Here is a 19751-nt window from a genome sequence, read left to right as displayed (position 1 = left end):
AATGATGGCTCAGGAATTAATTAAGATATTTTTCTTCTTTTTTTCGGTGTTACTCGCTTCCTGCCAGCCCAGTGACTCTGCTGAAGAATCACATGGAACCAAAAATGTAGGCACAAAAGTTTCAGGCATTCATGGTGATGTGTATTGCGGATATTTGGACCGGGAAGGTCAACTATGGCTTGGTACTACTTCCGAAGGCCTTTACCGGTATGACGGAAATTCGGTAGTCCACTATATGCTGCAGGACGGGCTTTCCGATAATAAAATATCCAGCATAACCCAGGATAACCAAGGGAACATCTGGCTCGGAACGGCAAGCGGTATTTGTATTTTTGACGGGCAAAACTTCTCCCATCTTGACCTCCCTCATTATGACACCATAACCGATTGGCTGAAACAATCGTATCCTGTTGTCAATCCAAACGAGGTCCAATCCATCCACCAGGATAAGCAAGGATCTTTTTGGTTCGGCACCAACGGAGCCGGGGCCTACCGGTACGATGGGAACACATTTACCCATTTTTTGGACCACATAGGGCGCAAGCAACCCGACAGCCTCTACCACAACATCATTCAGAGCATTACTGAGGATCATTCCGGCAACTTGTGGTTTGCTTCCATGACTCATGGTGGCGTGAGCCGGTATGATGGGGATAGCTTCCGGCAGATTATGCCTGATGATGGGATCAGTGATGATATGGTCCGGATTATTTTTGTAGATAAAGAAGGAAATGTTTGGTTTGGATTTAACGGAAACCGGAACAGTGGTCTGACCCGGTACGATGGGACCTCTTTTCAGACCTATACTGTCGGGGACGGCCTTTGTACCCAGAATATCAGGGCCATCCATCAGGACCCGGATGGAAATTTGTGGATTGGTGGTTTTTCGGGGATGTGTCTATTCGATGGGCAGAAATTCACGTTATTTAAAGGGGATGATGGTAGGATCTTTGACCGGATTGTATTCATCGTCGGAGATGCAGAAGGCGCGGTCTGGTTTGGCGGAAAGAATGGATTATGGCAATTTAAAAACGGTCAGGTGATCGACTGGATTGATCACCAAAATCAATAAGCAGGTAATAAAACAGGAACCATCACCCAAAAGTGAGTTTAGAAACCACCATCCTACAGATCCGCTTTACGCATGGATTGCCATCCTTCCTGCAGATCTTGCTGAACCCATGATTTCCGGTTGTTTTTCGGATGGGCCTGGATGTCTTTCAGCCACTGCAATTGCTGGGGTGATAACCAGTCCCGGGGATCCTTCCCGCTGCCCAGTATGCTGTTGATGCGTGAAGCCTGCAGTTCGCTCATCGGGATGAAACGATACTCCGAGTTGGTCAGGTAATATTTCGGCTCGCGGTCATCCCGGAAACTGCCACCGGTCACGGTTGAACAGGAACCCGATTGAGCTACGCGGTCCAGCTCTTTCTCGGACAACTGGGTGGGATCGTAAGTCACCTGGACCACCTCATGGCCTTGCTGGAATCCAGCGCGCGTCTGGAGGACCCCGGTGGTGCCTCCAAACAGTTTTTCACCCGACCAGAAGCAATACATCTGGTAGGTTTTAGTGACCGGAGTTGAAGCCGACAATTCTTCCTGCAACAATTGCAGGTAGCCGGGAAGATTGACATTGGTTCTCTGCAAAACTTCGACCATGGCATTGACCACCGCGGCCGGGGTATAGTTGCCGGAAACTCTACCGGTCAGGTTGCGCCCTTCCATGTCCACGATGCGCACGACCGGATTATTCCAGGCTGGCTCCTGAAACATGCGCAGGACCTCCGCATCCTTACCCTGGCGGTTGTTGTAGATGGCCAGTGGGACGAAAAATTGCTCAATTGCCTCCACCAGCAAGGGTTGCGACATGACCTCTCTTCCAAAACGCTGGCAGGTCGAGCAGCCCGGAATTTCCTGAAACAAAATCAACACCGGTTTTTTTGAAGCAGCCGATTGCTGCAGCGCCTGATCGTAATCCCGGAGCCAGGTGACATCACCCAGTTCGATGGGTTGTTTCTGGCTAAAGCTGGTAGCTGTCAGGAACAGTGAAATAATAAAGAGGAAGATGCGGCTCATGCGTTCATCATTTATTACCCCAAAAAAAATACATCCCGGTGAAGGATGTCGTCCCGGTCAGGACATAAACACCGGCTTTAATCCTCAGCATACAATAAAACCTCCTTACGCAAAGTCAAAAATTCATCCAAATCCTCCAGATCATTCAAGACATCCAGCCCATCCAGGCTTTCGACCCAATGTCGTATCCCGTGGGTACCGCTGAGAATGTCGATGGGCATGCGGTCGTGGACGTATTCATAGGGAGGTTCCAGCCACTGGAAATCGCCTTCCAGCAGGTGATACATCTCCCGTATCAGGATCATTCCGGTACGCCAGGGGCGGAAGTTAGCCCGGTCAGTCACATGGACCTGGTATCCGCCGCAGAGGGTATTTGCATGTTTGTGAAAAGTAGGTAGAAAGGAGATGGGTCGCATGGTCACACCACCGAGCCCGGAAGCATGCAGAACCTGCTCAAGGTGTTTTACATGACGAAAAGGCTCTATGCGGGGGTGACCAAAGACCTCAAAAGGTTGGGTGGTGCCCCGGCCTTCACTCAACTGGGTGCCCTCAAAATGAACCGTCCCGGGAAAGATCAGTGCCGTCTCCGGCCGGGCGATATTTGGTGATGGTAAAGCCCAGGGAAGTCCCGTATTACTAAAATTCATAGCCCGGTGCCAGCCCTGCATCGTCAGGATACTCATCTGAGCAGGCTCCGGCGTCCAATGGTTCTGATGCAGGACAGCCAATTCGCCCAGGGTTAATCCGTGGCGGACCGGCAGTGGATGGCGTCCAATGAAAGAAGCATATTTCAGGTCGAGCACCGGGCCTTCCACCATGAGCCCATTGATGGGGTTAGGGCGGTCCAGCACGATCACTTCGAGATCTTTGCCGGCACATTTTTCAAGCAATAAGGTGAGGGTGTACAGGTAGGTATACATCCGGCTGCCGATATCCTGTAGATCGACGAACAAATGGTCAATGCCTTCAAGCATGGCATCTGTCGGAACCCGCGTCTCAGAATACAAGGAATAGACCGGTATCCGGAAGAAAGGATGAATGAAATGATCGGTTTCAATCATATTATCCTGGTCTGAGGTGGCAAAACCATGCTGAGGGCCAAACAGCTTGACCAACCGGTCTCCAAAAATCTGCCGAAAAAGCAATGCAGCATGTTTTCCCCGCCGGTCCAGGGATGCGTTGTGTCCCAACAGGGCCACCTTTCCAGGAAACTGCTGTTGTAATTGGACATCCTCCACGATTCGATCCAATCCGGTGATCACCATACATTCCAGATTTTCTGCTCCTAATTTCTTGAATTCGACGGATTACCTGAAAGGTAAATGCTTTACATTGGATTTATGGTAGTTAAGCGCACGGACATTGATGGGATGGCAGTTGCTCTGGATTGGTTTGACCGGCAGGGCTGGAAACCGTTCCCGTTCCAGGAGTCGGCCTGGCATGAATTCAGGGATGGTAAACACGGCCTGATCAATGCACCCACCGGTAGCGGTAAGACCTATTCCCTGTTTATACCGATAGCTCTGCAATTCCTGGAGGCTGGGTGCCCAGCCGGATTATTTGCCATCTGGGTCACGCCGATCCGCGCCCTGACCAAAGAAATTTACAATGCGTGTTCAAGGGCAGCCCAGGGTATGGGCATCGAGATGGAGATCGCGGTTCGGACAGGTGATACCGATCAGAAGGAGCGGCAAAGACAAAAGCAGAAACCACCTACCCTGCTTATCACGACGCCGGAAAGCATCCATTTGCTTTTAGCCACCAAAGGATACGACCGGCTTTTCCGCGGATTACATGCGGTGGTTGTTGACGAGTGGCACGAGCTGCTGGGCAATAAGCGGGGCATTCTGATTGAGCTGGGGTTATCCCGGCTTAAGTCCATCGCCGGGGATCTGCGCATCTGGGGTATTTCGGCCACCATTGGCAATCTGGATCAGGCGCTGGAAGTCCTGCTCGGTGCCGATCATGCACCTGAGCAAGCCGCCCTGATCCGGGCTGATATCCATAAAGAAATTGTGGTGGAGTCCATCCTGGATGAAGAGGTGGAAAAATTACCCTGGGGTGGTCACCTGGGCATTAAATTGCTGGAGCGTGTCATACCCGTCATTATGGCATCGGAAAGTGCCCTGATTTTTGTCAATACGCGGTCTCAGTGTGAAATATGGTATCAGCGTCTCCTGGAGGCAGAGCCGCAGCTCGCAGGATGGATGGCAATGCACCACAGCGCGATCAGCAAAGAACTGCGGGATTGGGTGGAAGATGCCCTGTATGAAGGTCGGTTAAAAGCCGTAGTATGTACCTCCAGTCTGGATCTGGGAGTGGATTTTCGTCCGGTGGAGACCATCATCCAGATCGGGAGTCCCAAAGGCATAGCCCGTTTTATCCAGCGTGCCGGCCGGAGCGGCCACCGGCCGGGAGCTTCCAGTAAAATTTACTTTGTACCGACCCATGCTCTGGAACTGATGGAGGCGCCGTCGCTGAGAAGGGCGATCGCGTCACAATATGTGGAAGACCGCCTGCCGCATATTCGTTGTTTTGATGTATTGGTGCAATACCTGATGACCCTGGCGGTAAGTGACGGATTCGTGCCGCAGGAGATCTGGCCGGAAGTGCGCGGTACCCATTGTTTTTCCAGCCTTGACCTGGAAGAATGGTACTGGGCGCTGCATTTCATCACCAGGGGGAGCAAAAGTCTTGAAGCATACGATGAATTTCAAAAGGTCGTGATCGAAGGCGGCAGGTACATCATCCATGACCGCCGTGTGGCGCTGCGGCACCGGCTGTCCATCGGTACCATTGTGGGTGATACCATGATCAAAGTCCGGCTGTTGCGGGGTAAATTCCTGGGCAACATCGAAGAATGGTTTATCTCCCAGCTCCAACCGGGTGATGTATTCTGGTTTGCCGGCCAGGCTCTGGAGTTTGTCATGCTTAAGGATATGGATGCCCTCGTTCGTAAGACCACCAAAAAATCAGGGCGGATTCCTTCCTGGCAGGGAGGCAAATCCCCGCTTAGTTCCCAGCTGGCGGAAATGCTCAGACAGGAGCTCTATCTTTACTTTGAAGGGCAGGCACCCTCTCCGGAAGCACATTATCTGCAACCGCTTTTTGATCTGCAGACGGAAAGGTCTTCTTTGCCCACCAGGGATCTCTTCCTCATTGAATATTTTATGACCAGAGAAGGGTACCACCTATTGATGTATCCTTTTGAAGGGCGTTTTGTCCACGAGGGTATGGCCGCTTTGATTGCCAAGCGTATCTCTCGACATCGGCCCATCTCTTTTTCGATAGCTATGAATGATTACGGATTTGAGCTGCTTTCGGATAAACCGGTCGACCTTGATCCGGTCAGCATTCAGGCCTGGTTTTCCACCGATCACCTGCAGACCGATATTCAATCCAGTATCAATTCGGTGGAGATGGCACGCCGTCAATTTCGCGAAGTGGCGCGCATCTCCGGGATGGTATTTGCCGGATTTCCCAATAAACCCAAGAAGGAAAAGCACTTACAGGCTTCCGCCCAACTGTTATTTAATGTGTTCCGGGATTATGAACCCGATAACCTCCTCTACCGGCAAACGTATGAAGAAGTGATGACGTACCAACTGGAAGAGGCCCGCCTGCGCGCTGCACTTAAACGTATATCCGCTCAAAACATCCGGGTTGAATATCCGGACAAGGTCACACCGTTTGCATTCCCGATCATGGTCGAGCGTATCCGGGAGCGTTTCAGTACTGAAAGCCTTACTGACCGGATCAGGAAGATGAAAGTGGAGTGGGGTGATTGAGGGCAGGAATCCTTATCTGTAATCAACTTTCACGAGATTCAGACGCAACTGGCGCTGGCTGGGAACGACAAATTCAGTGGAAGAGATCTGAACAGCATCCCGAAAACGCAACTGGAGGTGTTGGTATTCCGTATTAAAAAGACTGTTGCGGAGCATCTCGCCATTGCCACGGATCACATACTCGCTGACTGTATTTTCTTTGCTGATCTCATCATTGAACACCAGCCTTACTTTTGACGGGTTCTTAAAAATAAAATAAGAGGAATAGATGGCCTCGTCATCGTGAGAATACTGCTTCTTATGTAAGACGGTGGCCCACTGCTGATCTCCGTTGGGCTGAATGGAATACAGGATCAGATCCTCATACTGATAGTCGCTAAGATATCCGTATCCTGCCGAAGCGTAGGGCCGGTCTCCATAAAAGGACCGGCGCGCAAATTCTTTTTTGATCTCACCGATCAGGATCATTCCCCCATCTTCACGGAGCAGGATATCCTGAACCTCAACCTCATCGACACCGCGTCGTTCTTCCACGGTCTTACCATAAATATCCACCAATATGTCCTCCGTAAATGGATGGAACTGCATGTATATCGCGTCATCCGACAGGCAATAGCGCATGGAGAAAAATCCCTGTGAGCGATCAAAGCTGCGCTCGGAGTAGAGACCAGCACCAACAACACACTGGTTGATATTGTCCCATTGGAAATGCAGGTCCACGGTGACCCGGTCGGTAACCGGAATATCCGATGAGGTGATCTGGTCGGTCATCGGATTCAATAAAAATAGTTTTAGGAGGTGATCTGAAGCTTTGAAAACCGTGTTGTCTTTTTCTAGGATGATGGATACCAAACCCTGATTGCTGACCTCAATAGATCGAAAATCCCGACGCAAAATCACATCGTCAAAAAGCAGCGTATGCTCTCCGATCAAGCCAAAGTGGAGAAGATCGACCACAAAAATGTCCATTTCACGCTCCCGGTCGGAAGAAAAGATAGCCACTTTCGAACGGTCTTCCGAAATGGTCATTTTATAGTCAGGCATCAGAAAAATATTTTCCTGAACCTTGACGACATGGACCGTATCAATGGGCTGTGCTTTGCCATCGAATTGTTGAACTGCGATGTACAGGTTGTTCTTACGCCGGTAATAATAAATGAGGGAGAAAAACTCGGGATGCCTTGTCACTCCCAGCATGATCACCCTGCGGTCCTCAAGTTCCAGTTCTTTCGAATTACGGAAGCGCATCTGATCGTCAAAAAACTGGATTTCCTGTTTATTGGCCTTATCCCGGAATAGCAAAATCCGGTCGTCGTACCGGCCCAGGATGTCGTAGGAAATATCATTGCGCAACTGCACTTCATCCGAAATGGCAATGCGCTGGCCCCACATGCTGGTCAGGGAAAGCATGCTAAAAACGAATAGCAGTATATGGGGGCGTTGCAGCATCCGTTAAGACTTTATACTTAAACGTACCAACACAGGTACAGGTTATGAAGTTACATAATTCCCCAAAAGAATGCCATCCGGGATTCCGGCCGTATCAACCCGGTTATTGCTACAAGCGCAGGGTCAGCAAAGCGTCGAGACAGGATTTGGCCTGGATGAACAATCCCCAGATGGCTTCCGGTGAATTCTCGCCCAGTTCCTCTTCTTCCAGTATTCCCTGGATTAAAAGTTCCAGTAATTCGGGTTCTTCGCTCTCATCGATCCAGTCATCCAATAATTTTACCTCATCTTCCGCCTCTTCGTACCGCAGCCAGTTGGCTTCATCCACGGATTCCAGGGTCTCCGGATCCAGGGGTTCCGCCTTTAACTTGCCTTCCAGCGCTTTCCAGATGACGGATAAGAGATAAAGCACCTGGACTCGTTCCAGTTCCGAATAGACTGCTTGCATCTCTTCGGAAATGGCATAAGCGACCAGCTCCAGTTGATGGGTGGCGAGATCGTCAAGCCAGGTGAAGGATAAATTTTCATCTTCAGCGGTAGCATTGATCAGTGCATCAATGGTTTCCCATTGGACAGGATTGGTATTCATACTTGGATATCTTGAACAATAAAAAAGCCGTCATCTCCTTGTTTCTGATACAAAGGCAACAGGATCCGGCCGTCAAAGGGAGAAGGGACGGCACCTTTGCTGTCGTGCGCGATGATCTCCCCTTGTCGTATTATTTTAAAATTGCTGTAATTCGGTTGCATGACAAAATGATCTTCCGGCTGAATGGAATGCCGGTAAACCAGGCGCGTGAGTTTGGGCAAACCGTCGGCCTGGTCCAGTAATACCCGCATGTGCTGGCTTTCTACGTCATTTTGACCGACACATCCGATCGCACGCATACAGCAGGTGAGGGCTGCTATGCATCGGTTTACGGACAGCGGGTCGGTATGATGTCCGGCTTCAAAGGATATGGTTCGCACCGGAACATCCAGTTTGATGGATTTAAAATATTGCAGGAGAGTACCTTTCAGTTCATCGGCCAGACCGAGGATCACCGGTGCAGGCAGCTCCACGGCAAGTTCCTGACTGGACGGGTCATCTCCGGCAATGGAGAATATGCCACCAGTCGAAGAAGTCGTGTGCAAATCGAGCAAGACGACTTCGGTAGGCCGATAATTTTTTATTTCCTCGTGGATCAGCCGCAGGACATTGAGTATCGCCCGCTCTTCCACGGATTTGGGTTGCTCGGGTTGTTGGATTTGCTGCCGTATTCGTTCAGCTTGCCAGTGGCGATTCATATCCATATCAATAAACCTCAAACGGCGCTGATAAGCAACGGGATTGCCTAGGATACCGATAAATCGCCCCCGGAAGACAAATTCCGGTCGCGTGATGGGCTCCACTTCCAGCATTTTAAGGATTAGTTCAATCCCCTTCACACCAGCCGGTTCGTTGCCGTGCATCGCCCCGATAGCGACCATGAGCGGCCCCTTTTCCTGCCCCAGATATCTGCCGAGAAAATGTCGTGAAACCATAGCTTGCAAAGATAGCAGATTCGGAAACTGTTACCTTCATGGTCTGATTTTTATACACAATGAGTTAAATCATTTCCACGATTCAGATGTTAATGGTTGAGCGGATTACCTTGAGTGCAATGAAAAGATACATTACCGGTGGAACTCTACTGCTTACCTTGCTGGTGACCAGATCTCTTTCAGGTCAGGTGGACATCGACTCCCGGATAGTAGCCCAAATGAAATCTGCTGGCCCGGATGACCTTATCGAATGCATTGTTTACCTCCACCAAATCAGTCCGGATACCCGCAACCTGCAGGGTAAGGTAATGAAGTCACGCTCCGTCTATCATCAACTCCGTCAGCATGCGGATCAGTCCCAGCAGGCATTGATCCGGTGGTGCAATCAGCATAATAAATCATGGTCGAGCCGCTGGATCGTCAATGCTATTCACGTCAGTTTGACAGCACAGGAAATCGATGAGATCATATTATTTCCGGAAGTAGAAAAGGTACTGCCCAATCCACAGTGGCGGCTTCAGCCAACACCGGCCGAGTGGAATGTATCCCAGGTGGAAGTAAGAGGCCCTACCGCCATTCCCTGGGGCATCCATCGGATCAAAGCGGACAGCCTGTGGGATCTGGGTATAAAAGGCAAAGGGGTCACGGTCGGTGGTGAGGACACCGGTTACGATTGGAGTCATCCGGCCATCAAAAATCAATACCGCGGATACCGGACCACGGGCGACCCGGTTCATGATTACAACTGGCACGATGCCATCCATACCATCAATCCACTTAACAAGGATGAAATGCCTACACCGGAAAGCAATCCCTGTGGGCTCGATAGTCAGGTCCCCTGTGATGATCAAAGTCACGGCACCCACACCATGGGTACCATGGCCGGACTGGCACCGGATGAGCCGATCGGGATAGCACCCGAAGCAGAGTGGATAGGATGCCGGTGTATGGAACGGGGGTGGGGATCACCCTGGACCTATCTGGAGTGTTTTGAATGGTTACTGGCGCCCACCGACCTGACCGGAGAGAACCCAAATCCGGATTTGGCTCCGGCGGTCATCAACAACAGTTGGGGCTGTCCGCCAGAAGAGGGATGCAATGCAACCAATTTTTCACTACTGGATGAAGCGGTCGCACAGCTGAGGCAGGCAGGCATTTTTGTGGTGGTATCTGCGGGCAATGACGGGACTAATTGTAGTACAGTCAATGACCCGGCAGCGATCTACGCTTCCAGTTTTACCATCGGGGCCATCCGGCAGGATGACACCCTGGCCGGCTTTTCTTCGCGCGGACCGGTATTGGTGGATGGCAGTGGACGACTGAAGCCCGATCTGGTGGCTCCCGGTGTTAATGTACGATCCGCTGTGCTGGGAGGCGGATATCAGAACTGGAATGGCACCAGTATGTCCGGCCCCCATGTCGCGGGCGGTGTCGCCCTGCTTTTATCGGCAGTGCCTGCCCTGGACGGCGATGTTGATCGCATCCAGTACATCCTCGAATCCAGCGCAGATCCGATGTATGATCCGACAGCGTGTGGCCCATTTGATGGCATGAGCGTTCCCAATGCATACTATGGGTACGGCATTCTCAACCTGAGCAAAGCGCTCAAGCTAGCCCTGGCTACCACAGGTAATGGCGGTACTATTGTTTCAGACTGGGCAATTCAGGTGGTTCCCAATCCGGCTCATGACAAAATAAATTTGAACTGGAGTCAAAAAATAAATGTGCATCAGATCCGGATGTATGATCAATTGGGCAGACTGGTGTTATCAGCATCAATTGACCGGCAATCCAATTGGAGTAACGATCTGCAGGGAATTTCAGCTGGATTGTATTACCTGCAATTGGTGGCGGAAGAAGGTTCCCGAACTATCAAGCTACTCAAAGATTAACAAAATGTTAACGAATTCTTAAACTCAGAGTCAGCTTTAAACAGGTGGCTCCCCAACATCGTTTTAGCTAGATTAAATGTGAATCGTGTAACATCCAAATTTATGAAAACGCACATTTTACAATATCTGAGCTATATCCTGGGACGCCCGGTCCAGCAGATCAACTACTTTGAATCCCTGGAGAACGACCTGCAACTGGATTCCATCGATCGTCTCGACTTAATATTCAAACTGGAAAATATGTTTGGCGTGGAATTGAGCGCTGAAGCCATCGAAAAAGTTCAGACAGTGGATGACCTTTGCTACGCATTTGAACAGTCACGCCTGATTCCTGCTCACTGACCGGTCAGCCGATCGCTTCTGCTGTCAGGATCAGACCTTCAAAGTGACCTTCAGCATTCAATTGGGATAACTGCACCGGCCTGATGGTGTTTAGCATCAGGGCATCCTCAGGCATTTCGACTTTGAGGTAGTTATCGGTAAATCCACTCATCTGGCCTGGATGGGTGCTCTTTTCAAAAAGAACGGGGCGGGTACTACCACAAAATGCTTCGTAAAAAGCCCTGCGTTTCTTCTCCGACAGGATGGTAAGCATTTTATTGCGCTGCCGCCGCACCTCCATGGGGACTTTACCAGGCATCGCATAGGCAGGTGTGTTGGGACGTTCGGAATAGGTAAATACATGGAGATACGTCACATCCAGATCCTGAATAAACCGGTAGGTCTCCGCAAAGTCCTCGTCCGTTTCTCCGGGGAATCCGACGATAACGTCCACCCCGATGTTGGCATGGGGCATTTTTTCTTTGATGGCACTGACCCGGTCGGCATAAAGGTCACGACGATAGCGGCGTTGCATCTGCTCCAGTTGTTTATCATTTCCCGATTGCAACGGAAGGTGGAGATGTGGTACAATGGTGTTGGATTGGCTGATGAAATCAATTACCTCATCGTCACACAAATTAGGTTCAATACTGGAAATGCGGATGCGATCGATGCCTTCGACAGCATCCAAAGCGTGAAGGAGAGTCAGAAATTTGGTCTGTCGCCGGAACCGCCCGGTCTGTGAATCCAGGTATTTACCAAAGTCCCCGATATTGACGCCTGTCAGTACGATTTCTTTCACCCCCATTTCGGCGATGGCGCGGGCATTGGCAACAATCTGATCGATGGATTCGCTGCGGCTTTTACCCCGTGCCTGAGGTATGGTACAAAAAGCACAATTGTAGTCGCAGCCGTCCTGTACTTTTAAAAAGGAACGGGTACGGTCGCCAAAGGAAAATGACTGATCAAAATGAGTTATGGACTGGATGTCCTGCACGGCAACCAGACCCTTACCGGAGGTGTCACGCAATTGATCGATGTATTCCAGGATCTTAAATTTTTCCCCGGCGCCCAGTACAAGATCTACGCCCGGGATGCCAGCAATTTCCTCCGGTTTTAGTTGTGCGTAACAGCCCATCATGATGATCTTGGCCTGAGGCGACTGGCGTAATGCATGACGTACCGCTTTACGGCATTTCCGGTCGGCAAAATCGGTCACCGAGCAGGTGTTGATCACATAAAAATCTGCAGCTTCCTCCCAGGTATGGATCGCATAGCCGGCATCCTCAAATAGCCGGGCTATCGAGGAGGTTTCTGCAAAATTCAACTTACAACCCAGGGTGTGAAATGCTACAGATCGGGGTGTCGCCATGCTAATTGCTTGATTACGAAGCCGCAAAGTTAATGGTTATTCGCAAACCTGCGCCCCACGACGCCCACTCAATCACCGACTTTTCCACACAATACCGTATCTTTCTGTATATCTAAAGAATAGAATGACGTGATGAAACGGTTGATCGTATTTGTTTCAGGATGGCTGATCTGCACCGCCGCATTTGGACAGTTTCCTTCTCAGCGTGAACGTGACAGTCTTAACCGGCTGTCTTACGAGGATCACCGGCAAATGATGATCCTCCTCGGTATTGACTCTTTGCGGCAGGGAGCAAACGGCAATGACCTCAACGCACCCAATGCCGTAAACTACGATGAAGCCAGGGCCAATCCATATCCGGTTCTGCCTGATCCGTTGGTATTTAATAACGGAAAGCCGGTAGTTACACCAGCGGACTGGATGGTGCGTCGAAAGGAGATCGCCGAGTTTTTTGATCGGGAGGTGTACGGCCGCGTGCCCGCCCAGGCACCAGCGGTTGATTGGAGGATACTGGAGGAGAGGGACACCATGATCGGTGACCGGGCGGCGGTCATGCAAAAACTGACCGGCCATGCAGACAATACCGGTTACCCGGAGATCAGCGTGGATATGGATCTTACCCTAGTCCTGCCAGCGCATGACCCTGACCGGAAGCCGGTTGTCATCGAGTTTTACTGGGGACTATGGCGTCGCCCCGGAGACACGTCGGTACCCCAGCCTTCTGCGTGGCAGGTCGATTGTATCCGGAGAGGCTGGGCATATGCCCTGTTGCGTCCTACCAGTATCCAGGCCGACAACGGCGCCGGACTGACACAAGGGATCATTGGTTTGGTCAATAAAGGCCTGCGTCGAAAGCCGGACGATTGGGGTGCGCTGCGTGCCTGGGCGTGGGGCGCCAGCCGTGCGCTTGACTATTTCACGGGACGTCAGGATCTCGACGAAACTAAGGTCAGTATCGGCGGCCATTCCAGGTATGGCAAGGCGGCTCTGGTGACGATGGCTTCCGATGAACGGTTTTCTGTGGCTTATGTGTCTTCATCCGGAGAGGGGGGCGCAAAGCTGAACCGCCGCAACTACGGTGAGATCGTCGAAAACCTCACCGGAAGTGGAGAATACCACTGGATGGCGGGTAACTTCATCCGCTACGGCGGACCCCTTAACTGGGATGATTTACCGGTGGATGCCCATGAACTCATTGCGCTCTGTGCTCCCAGGCCGGTATTTGTAGGTTGTGGTAGTGACGGTGACCAGTGGACTGACCAGCGGGGCATGTTTATGGCTACGGCAGCTGCCGGACCGGTCTACCGGTTGCTGGGTAAAAAAGACCTGGGCACCGATGAGATGCCGGAAATTAATCACGGATTACTGGAGGGAGATCTGGTCTGGCGACAGCACAATGAAGGACACACACCGGCCCCAAATTATCCTTATTTCCTCGACTTTTGTGCACGTTACTGGGAACATAAATAAATGTATTCAGAATTGCTACTCCCGAAACTTCAAACCCTGACCAGTGAGCGCATCCCTGAGTGGCGGGATAGTACGGGGCCCGATGCCGTGCAGTTTCAGCAACCCTTGTTCCGTCCAGGAAGCCAATTGCTCCAGGGTCTGGATATTTTCGCGTTCCAGAGCCCTGCGTGCGGGGGCACTGACTTTTATTAAAAAATCTGCGGTAGGTGTATGTTCTATTTCACAGAGAGGGCAGACCGGACAAGCACTGCTTTTGTAGTACCGGTGTCCCCGGGGACAGATCCGTAAAGTACCCGGACGTTTTGTCATCGGGATCTCTTCGATCGCATGGCTTTGACTTTCTGCACATGCTGGTCTTTTTGCAAGTTGAGGTATTCATCCGATTCTGAGGGGATCAGGGCAATCTTTCCCTGGTGATCACTGTGGACACCCCAGCCATAGCGCTTGGTCAGCGGGGACGACCGCATACAAGCCTGGCCCCTGGAGAAGAAATCGGCCCTGGCTTCTTGCCATTCGACCGGATCGATTTCTTTGCTTAAGGCATGGCATTTAAAGATCAGGTCATCCGAGGTGTATTGGTAGGGATGATCGATCAGTAACTCGTACTGAATGAATGCAATGGTCTTTTGATCCCCTTTGACTGAGGGGATCTCCGCATTCTTGACTGGACTGTCTTCTGCTATTTCAATTAAGGTGTCAAAATAATTGGTGGTGTGTTCTTTCATTTAAAATAGTGTTGTGGGCAACAATTTATTGTTTTAACCCAAAATGACCAACCGCAGGTATTTGGGGTTTAATATTCGGCGATGACAATTTTCCGCTGAGACATCATCACTTGCCAGGCATTGGGTTTTTGCATCAGTAATCCGAAATTTTCCGGTAATACCTGCCAGCGCAAACCATACTTGTCATTACACCATCCGCATTGGGACTCATTTCCCTCTGCGGTGAAATAATTCCAGTATTTATCAATTTCTTGCTGATCCACGCAATTGATCATAAAAGAAATAGCATCATTTAAGGGGTGGTGCTCGCTGGCAGTACTCATCAGCATGTATTTCCCGCCAAATAGCTCCACCTCGCACATTTCCGCATAACCGCTGGGAGTCTCGCCCAACGGGATGACGGGTCCCGAAGTAAAATCACTTCCAAAAATGTGCTGATAATAGTCCAGGATGTTTTTTATCTGACCATTTTCAACGCAAAACCACAGGCTGGGAATTATTTTATTTCGATCCATAAATTATGTATATATCAGAACGTGAACGACTATTTTTTAACTTTCTTTTTCGCCTCAAACTTTGCCTTGGCATCCTTAACCCGGTAGGCTACCATGCGTTCGATGAGATCGAAAGGTATGGGTTCGGATAGGGGAAACTGGACCGAGCCTTTGGCCCATTTATATTTGCTGATTTCCGTCTGAAATGCCTGGATGCCCGAAGCAGTCGGATAAAAACCGATGTGATGGTCATAAGCTGCAAAATGGACCAGATTTTCAGTAGACTTAAAGGTTGGCATGCCATAGCTGATGGTCTCCTTTGCTTCCGGGGCATGCTTTCGTATCGTCGTACGGATAGCTTGTAACAATTCCTGAACAGCAGGGGAAAAGGTGCCAATATACTCATCAATGGATCGGTATTCTGTTTTTTCCATATTTCAAATTTGCACTTAATTTCGGATTCTGAGAAGGGGGTGTTGCGACATTCTGATGGGCTGGATTTACCAGTGTTCAAGCAAATATCCCGGGAAATAGACGATAACCCGGGTCATTTATTTTCATCCATTGGGTCGCAAATTGTAATTTAAGCCAAATTGTCGATATGAATCAACGCAACTTATTATTTGGGGTATTGGCCTTGTGGGTACTGGCTTGTGGGAAACCTGCACATTTTGATGTGCTGATCCTCCATGGCACGGTATACGATGGATCCGGAGGAGAACCGGTCATGCAGGATATTGGCATCCGGGACTCCATGATCGTAGCTATAGGAGATCTGCAGAAGGCTACTGCCGACCGGATCATTGATGCACAAGGTCTGGCCGTAACACCCGGATTCATTGATATGCATGCCCACCTGGAACCCATCATGGAGCTGAATGACTGTGAAAGTATGGTCCGTCAGGGTGTCACCACGGCACTGGGAGGTCCGGATGGCAGTTCACCCTGGCCCCTGAAAGCATTTATGGACAGCCTGCAATCCAAAGGTGTGGGCATGAATGTAGCCTATCTGATCGGCCACAACACCGTGCGCCGGAATGTGATGGGACTGGATAACCGCGCTCCCACGGCATCCGAACTGGATTCTATGAAAGCCGAGATCGAACAGGGTATGCTCGATGGCGCCTATGGCATTTCTACCGGCCTGAAATATTTACCCGGTACATTTTCAAAAGTGGATGAAGTCATTGAGTTGTCAAAAGTTGCTTCGAAATACGGCGGCATCTATACCTCCCATTTGCGTGAAGAAGGCCTGGGCCTGCTCCCGGCCGTGCGGGAAGCCATTCAAATTTCCGCCGAAGCCGATATTCCGGTGATCCTGACCCACCATAAAGTGATCGGCAAGCCTATGTGGGGCAAAAGTGTGGAGACACTGGCGCTGGTGGACTCCGCACGGGCATTGGGACTTGATATTAAGATGGACCAATATCCATATACGGCTAGTTATACCGGCATTTCGGTATTGATCCCGAGCTGGGCTATGGCCGGAGGTCAATCGGCATTTAAGGAGCGGGTAGCGGATCCCGTTACCAGGGATAGTATAAAAAAAGAGATCGTTTTTAATATCCTGAATGACCGCGGTGGTGGAGACCTGGACCGGATCCAGTTTGCCAAAGTGGACTGGCAGCCCGACCTGGAAGGCAAAACACTCAAATACTGGTGTATCCAGAAAGGAATGGATACGACTATCGAGAACGGCGCTGAGCTGGTCATCCAGGCTCAGCTCAACGGAGGCGCTTCCTGCGTCTACCATGTCATGGTGGAAGAGGATGTCAAACGCATCATGCAGCATCCGCAGACGATGATCGGTTCGGACGGGCGTCTGGTCAAGCCTGGCATGGGGCATCCGCATCCGCGCTGGTACGGTACATTTCCGAGGGTCCTGGGACATTATGTGCGCGAAGAAAAAACCCTGACACTGACCCAGGCCATCCATAAAATGACTCAACAATCCGCGGAAACCATCGGGTTGGCCGACCGGGGTAGGCTACGGGAAGGCATGCGTGCCGATGTTGTCATCTTTGATCCTGAAACCATCATCGATAAAGCCACCTTTGAGGAGCCTCATCAGTACCCGGAGGGTATCTCCTATGTGATCATCAATGGAGTGCTGGCGGTAGATGATGGCCAGTATATGGACACCCGCCCGGGATTAGTACTCCGGAAAAGGTAAGTTCCTGGTAAAGACCTACCTTGCCAGCTTTTTAACACCGATTAAGTTCATTATTGAATCAAATAGCAAAATGCATATGTTGCGAACGCTCATCATCCTGATGTCTCTCTCCGCTTATTTGCCATGCAGAGGTTTGTCTCAGGAACCGGTCATTGTACCGGAATACATCCAAGAAATTGGTGCGTTGAAATCTAACGGGCAGGTAAAGCAGGCCTTTGAGTTCATCGAAAAAGAAGATGCCGAAACCATAAAGGATATGATCCTCCTGACTGAAATCCTGGCACCGCCCTTCGGGGAAGGACCTAAAGGCCGGGCATTTGCAGAAATGCTACGACAGGCAGGGGCTGACAGTGTCTGGACCGACCCGGAAGGCAATGTCTTCGGCTTGCGGCGAGGTACCTCCGGCGAGCCGGGGTACGTGGGCCTGGATGCCCATCTGGATGTGGTGTTTCCGGAAGGTACGGATGTAAAGGTTCGCTATTCCGGGGATACCCTTAAAGCGCCCGGTATCGGCGATGACACCCGTGGGCTGGCGATGGTCATCCGGATATTGAACGTCATGCAGGAGACAGGCATACGAACCCAGAAAGATTTGCTTTTTGTCGGCTCAGTGGGAGAAGAAGGACTTGGGGACTTACGTGGAATGAAATACATTTTTAACGAGTCCGGATTGAAGATTGATGCCTGGATTGCCATTGATGGTGGTGAAATAGGACGCATCAGCAATGCCGGCTTGGGATCCAAACGCTATAAAGTGATCATCCGTGGACCTGGGGGGCATTCCTGGGGTGCATTTGGCTTGGCCAACCCGCACCACGCCCTGGGTAAAGTCATCGATCAGTTTTCCACGGCAGCGTGGGCTTTCACATCGGGCGACATTTCCAAAACAAGTTTTAATGTGGGCCGCATCGGAGGAGGTACATCGGTGAATTCGATTCCTTTTGAATCCTGGATGGAAGTGGATATGCGTGCGTTAGACCCTGAAAACCTGGCAGAAATAGAGCAGATCCTCAAAACGTCTGTTCAGCAAGCCATAGACGAATACAATGCCAGTGGAGTCAAAGACAAAGTTGAATACGAACTGGAACCGATCGGGAACCGGCCTTCCGGAGAGCTACCAGCTACATTGCCCCTGATCCAGCGTACCATGGCAGCCACCGCCTCCTTTGGAGAAGTACCGGTCCTGGGAAGGGGGTCCACCAACATCAATATACCGGTGTCGCTTGGAATCCCTTCGGTATGTATCGGCAGAGGTGGAATAGGAGGAGGCGCACATGCACTCCATGAGTGGTACCTGAACGAAGACGGAGCAAAAGCCATACAGCTGGCGCTGTTAATAACCCTGGCACAGGCCGGGATGTAAGATGAACTACTAAAAATCAAACTTGAATGAGGACTTCTAAAAACCTTTTCTTTTTGCTGGCTTTCCTCTGGACCACCATTCTTCCGGCCCAGGATTTTCCAGACCGGGTATGGCATGACGCGTCCGATGAGGAGGCAAAACCCTGGCATAACGCTAAGACACAGGCATTCTACCGCTATCTGGTGGACAGTACCAAAATAACCGGGTTGATGATCGTTCATAAAGGCAAAGTCGTCTTCGAATTCGGAGATGTCTCGGAAGTCAGCTACATCGCATCCTGCCGCAAGAGTGTACTCTCCATGCTGTACGGAGAGTACGTCGAAAATGGCACCATAAAGTTGGATAAAACGATTGCTGATTTAGGCCTGGACGATGTGGGAGGACTCCTTCCCATCGAAAAAACAGCGACCGTGCGGGACATCATCTCGGCCCGGTCCGGTGTCTACCACAAGGAAGGCTATCCCGGTGGTATGCAGGAATATGCTCCCGAACGGGGGTCGGTCAAGCCGGGATCCTATTGGCTTTACAGCAACTGGGACTTCAATGTAGCCGGCTACATCTTCGAACAGGAGACCGGCAAGAACATATACGATGAGGTGGAGGTGAAATTAGCCGATCCACTGGGAATGCAGGATTGGGATCGTGCGCTGCAGCACAAGGAAGGGGATACGACCATCTCCCGCTATCTGGCCTATCCCATGTGGTTCTCTACCCGGGATATGGCGCGTCTCGGCCTGCTCATGCTGAATAAGGGGAAGTGGAAGGACCAGCAGGTGGTCAGCGCAGCCTGGGTGGATGAAATGCTGAAAGAGCGTACCACCTATACCGAGTTAAATCGCAATGTGCCGGTTTTCCGGGACAGCGGAGTAAATTATGGCTATGGTTACATGTGGTGGTTGTGGCAGGCAGTAAGTGATCCCCGTTACGAAGGTGCCTACTCTGCCAAAGGAGCGATGGGTCAGAATATCACTGTTTATCCGGCGATCGAGACGGTATTGGCCTATAAAACCAAAGCCGCCTACCGGCGATCCAATTCATCGGATGTGCGTATCAAAGTGACCTTGAAAGCAGCGGAGATCCTGGATATGGAATAATTACCTGTCC

At 50.7% G+C, this 19751-nt stretch carries 18 protein-coding genes; 8 read left to right on the top strand and 10 right to left on the bottom strand.

The window, feature by feature from the left end; all coding sequences use genetic code 11:
* The first annotated feature begins 4 nt into the window (after positions 1-4).
* Entirely contained in the window at positions 5-1072 is a 1068-nt protein-coding gene (locus H6570_19380) for a hypothetical protein (protein MCB9321450.1), read from the top strand.
* 53 nt (positions 1073-1125) lie between these two features.
* Here the strand turns inward: H6570_19380 and H6570_19375 are convergent, their stop codons facing one another.
* Both H6570_19375 and H6570_19370 read right to left on the bottom strand, forming a co-directional pair.
* On the bottom strand, positions 1126-2076 hold the full coding sequence (locus tag H6570_19375; protein MCB9321449.1) for a thioredoxin family protein: 951 nt from the start codon (positions 2074-2076) through the stop codon (positions 1126-1128).
* Between the two features lie 77 nt (positions 2077-2153).
* Complete coding sequence (locus H6570_19370) at positions 2154-3341, bottom strand: DUF1343 domain-containing protein (protein MCB9321448.1); 1188 nt, start codon at positions 3339-3341, stop codon at positions 2154-2156.
* 75 nt (positions 3342-3416) lie between these two features.
* Here H6570_19370 and H6570_19365 point away from each other — a divergent pair, with 75 nt between their 5' ends.
* Entirely contained in the window at positions 3417-5864 is a 2448-nt protein-coding gene (locus H6570_19365; protein MCB9321447.1) for a ligase-associated DNA damage response DEXH box helicase, read from the top strand.
* A gap of 12 nt (positions 5865-5876) precedes the next feature.
* Here the strand turns inward: H6570_19365 and H6570_19360 are convergent, their stop codons facing one another.
* From H6570_19360 to H6570_19350, 3 genes are all read right to left on the bottom strand, one after another.
* Positions 5877-7313: a hypothetical protein gene (locus H6570_19360; GenBank protein ID MCB9321446.1), complete on the bottom strand. Its 1437-nt coding sequence runs from the start codon at positions 7311-7313 to the stop codon at positions 5877-5879.
* 109 nt (positions 7314-7422) lie between these two features.
* Positions 7423-7902 (bottom strand): hypothetical protein, encoded by a 480-nt coding sequence (locus H6570_19355; protein MCB9321445.1) that lies wholly within the window; start codon positions 7900-7902, stop codon positions 7423-7425.
* On the bottom strand, positions 7899-8837 hold the full coding sequence (locus tag H6570_19350; protein ID MCB9321444.1) for a succinylglutamate desuccinylase/aspartoacylase family protein: 939 nt from the start codon (positions 8835-8837) through the stop codon (positions 7899-7901). Before H6570_19350 ends, H6570_19355 begins: the two co-directional genes overlap by 4 nt.
* Positions 8838-8956: 119 nt before the next feature.
* Here H6570_19350 and H6570_19345 point away from each other — a divergent pair, with 119 nt between their 5' ends.
* Both H6570_19345 and H6570_19340 read left to right on the top strand, forming a co-directional pair.
* Positions 8957-10729 (top strand): S8 family serine peptidase, encoded by a 1773-nt coding sequence (locus tag H6570_19345; protein ID MCB9321443.1) that lies wholly within the window; start codon positions 8957-8959, stop codon positions 10727-10729.
* A gap of 102 nt (positions 10730-10831) precedes the next feature.
* On the top strand, positions 10832-11071 hold the full coding sequence (locus tag H6570_19340; GenBank protein MCB9321442.1) for an acyl carrier protein: 240 nt from the start codon (positions 10832-10834) through the stop codon (positions 11069-11071).
* Between the two features lie 4 nt (positions 11072-11075).
* Here H6570_19340 and mtaB read toward each other — a convergent pair whose 3' ends face one another.
* Entirely contained in the window at positions 11076-12422 is a 1347-nt protein-coding gene (mtaB, locus tag H6570_19335; protein ID MCB9321441.1) for a tRNA (N(6)-L-threonylcarbamoyladenosine(37)-C(2))-methylthiotransferase MtaB, read from the bottom strand.
* Positions 12423-12554: 132 nt separating this feature from the next.
* Here mtaB and H6570_19330 point away from each other — a divergent pair, with 132 nt between their 5' ends.
* Positions 12555-13892 (top strand): acetylxylan esterase, encoded by a 1338-nt coding sequence (locus H6570_19330; GenBank protein ID MCB9321440.1) that lies wholly within the window; start codon positions 12555-12557, stop codon positions 13890-13892.
* 15 nt (positions 13893-13907) lie between these two features.
* Here H6570_19330 and H6570_19325 read toward each other — a convergent pair whose 3' ends face one another.
* The 4 genes from H6570_19325 to H6570_19310 form a co-directional block, all read right to left on the bottom strand.
* The gene (locus H6570_19325) at positions 13908-14201 is read right to left on the bottom strand and encodes a hypothetical protein (GenBank protein MCB9321439.1); all 294 of its coding nucleotides are present in this window, start codon (positions 14199-14201) and stop codon (positions 13908-13910) included.
* On the bottom strand, positions 14198-14617 hold the full coding sequence (locus tag H6570_19320; GenBank protein MCB9321438.1) for a hypothetical protein: 420 nt from the start codon (positions 14615-14617) through the stop codon (positions 14198-14200). Before H6570_19320 ends, H6570_19325 begins: the two co-directional genes overlap by 4 nt.
* 68 nt (positions 14618-14685) lie before the next feature.
* Complete coding sequence (locus tag H6570_19315) at positions 14686-15132, bottom strand: VOC family protein (protein ID MCB9321437.1); 447 nt, start codon at positions 15130-15132, stop codon at positions 14686-14688.
* 29 nt (positions 15133-15161) lie between these two features.
* The gene (locus H6570_19310) at positions 15162-15545 is read right to left on the bottom strand and encodes a DUF1801 domain-containing protein (GenBank protein ID MCB9321436.1); all 384 of its coding nucleotides are present in this window, start codon (positions 15543-15545) and stop codon (positions 15162-15164) included.
* Positions 15546-15712: 167 nt separating this feature from the next.
* On the opposite strand from H6570_19310, the gene H6570_19305 reads away from it, so the two are divergent.
* From H6570_19305 to H6570_19295, 3 genes are all read left to right on the top strand, one after another.
* Positions 15713-17284, top strand: a complete 1572-nt coding sequence (locus H6570_19305) for a D-aminoacylase (protein MCB9321435.1) — start codon at positions 15713-15715, stop codon at positions 17282-17284.
* Positions 17285-17384: 100 nt separating this feature from the next.
* A complete protein-coding gene (locus H6570_19300; protein ID MCB9321434.1) occupies positions 17385-18647 on the top strand; it encodes a M20/M25/M40 family metallo-hydrolase in 1263 nt (420 codons plus the stop codon).
* A 26-nt stretch (positions 18648-18673) separates the two neighbouring features.
* Positions 18674-19741 (top strand): serine hydrolase, encoded by a 1068-nt coding sequence (locus H6570_19295; protein MCB9321433.1) that lies wholly within the window; start codon positions 18674-18676, stop codon positions 19739-19741.
* The last annotated feature ends 10 nt before the right edge of the window (positions 19742-19751 follow it).

This window comes from Lewinellaceae bacterium, from assembly GCA_020636135.1.
GTDB lineage: Bacteria > Bacteroidota > Bacteroidia > Chitinophagales > Saprospiraceae > JAGQXC01.
This window is presented reverse-complemented; position numbering and strand designations above follow the sequence as displayed.

Excerpts from the sequence above, each read along its gene's own strand:
- H6570_19305 (MCB9321435.1), top strand. The coding sequence starts at position 15,713 with ATGAATCAACGCAACTTATTATTTGGGGTATTGGCCTTGTGGGTACTG.
- H6570_19350 (MCB9321444.1), bottom strand. The coding sequence starts at position 8,837 with ATGGTTTCACGACATTTTCTCGGCAGATATCTGGGGCAGGAAAAGGGG.
- H6570_19345 (MCB9321443.1), top strand. The coding sequence starts at position 8,957 with ATGAAAAGATACATTACCGGTGGAACTCTACTGCTTACCTTGCTGGTG.
- H6570_19370 (MCB9321448.1), bottom strand. The coding sequence starts at position 3,341 with ATGGTGATCACCGGATTGGATCGAATCGTGGAGGATGTCCAATTACAA.
- H6570_19325 (MCB9321439.1), bottom strand. The coding sequence starts at position 14,201 with ATGACAAAACGTCCGGGTACTTTACGGATCTGTCCCCGGGGACACCGG.
- H6570_19300 (MCB9321434.1), top strand. The coding sequence starts at position 17,385 with ATGTCTCTCTCCGCTTATTTGCCATGCAGAGGTTTGTCTCAGGAACCG.
- H6570_19360 (MCB9321446.1), bottom strand. The coding sequence starts at position 7,313 with ATGCTGCAACGCCCCCATATACTGCTATTCGTTTTTAGCATGCTTTCC.
- H6570_19380 (MCB9321450.1), top strand. The coding sequence starts at position 5 with ATGGCTCAGGAATTAATTAAGATATTTTTCTTCTTTTTTTCGGTGTTA.
- H6570_19355 (MCB9321445.1), bottom strand. The coding sequence starts at position 7,902 with ATGAATACCAATCCTGTCCAATGGGAAACCATTGATGCACTGATCAAT.
- mtaB (MCB9321441.1), bottom strand. The coding sequence starts at position 12,422 with ATGGCGACACCCCGATCTGTAGCATTTCACACCCTGGGTTGTAAGTTG.
- H6570_19330 (MCB9321440.1), top strand. The coding sequence starts at position 12,555 with ATGAAACGGTTGATCGTATTTGTTTCAGGATGGCTGATCTGCACCGCC.
- H6570_19310 (MCB9321436.1), bottom strand. The coding sequence starts at position 15,545 with ATGGAAAAAACAGAATACCGATCCATTGATGAGTATATTGGCACCTTT.
- H6570_19315 (MCB9321437.1), bottom strand. The coding sequence starts at position 15,132 with ATGGATCGAAATAAAATAATTCCCAGCCTGTGGTTTTGCGTTGAAAAT.
- H6570_19340 (MCB9321442.1), top strand. The coding sequence starts at position 10,832 with ATGAAAACGCACATTTTACAATATCTGAGCTATATCCTGGGACGCCCG.
- H6570_19365 (MCB9321447.1), top strand. The coding sequence starts at position 3,417 with ATGGTAGTTAAGCGCACGGACATTGATGGGATGGCAGTTGCTCTGGAT.
- H6570_19295 (MCB9321433.1), top strand. The coding sequence starts at position 18,674 with ATGAGGACTTCTAAAAACCTTTTCTTTTTGCTGGCTTTCCTCTGGACC.
- H6570_19320 (MCB9321438.1), bottom strand. The coding sequence starts at position 14,617 with ATGAAAGAACACACCACCAATTATTTTGACACCTTAATTGAAATAGCA.
- H6570_19375 (MCB9321449.1), bottom strand. The coding sequence starts at position 2,076 with ATGAGCCGCATCTTCCTCTTTATTATTTCACTGTTCCTGACAGCTACC.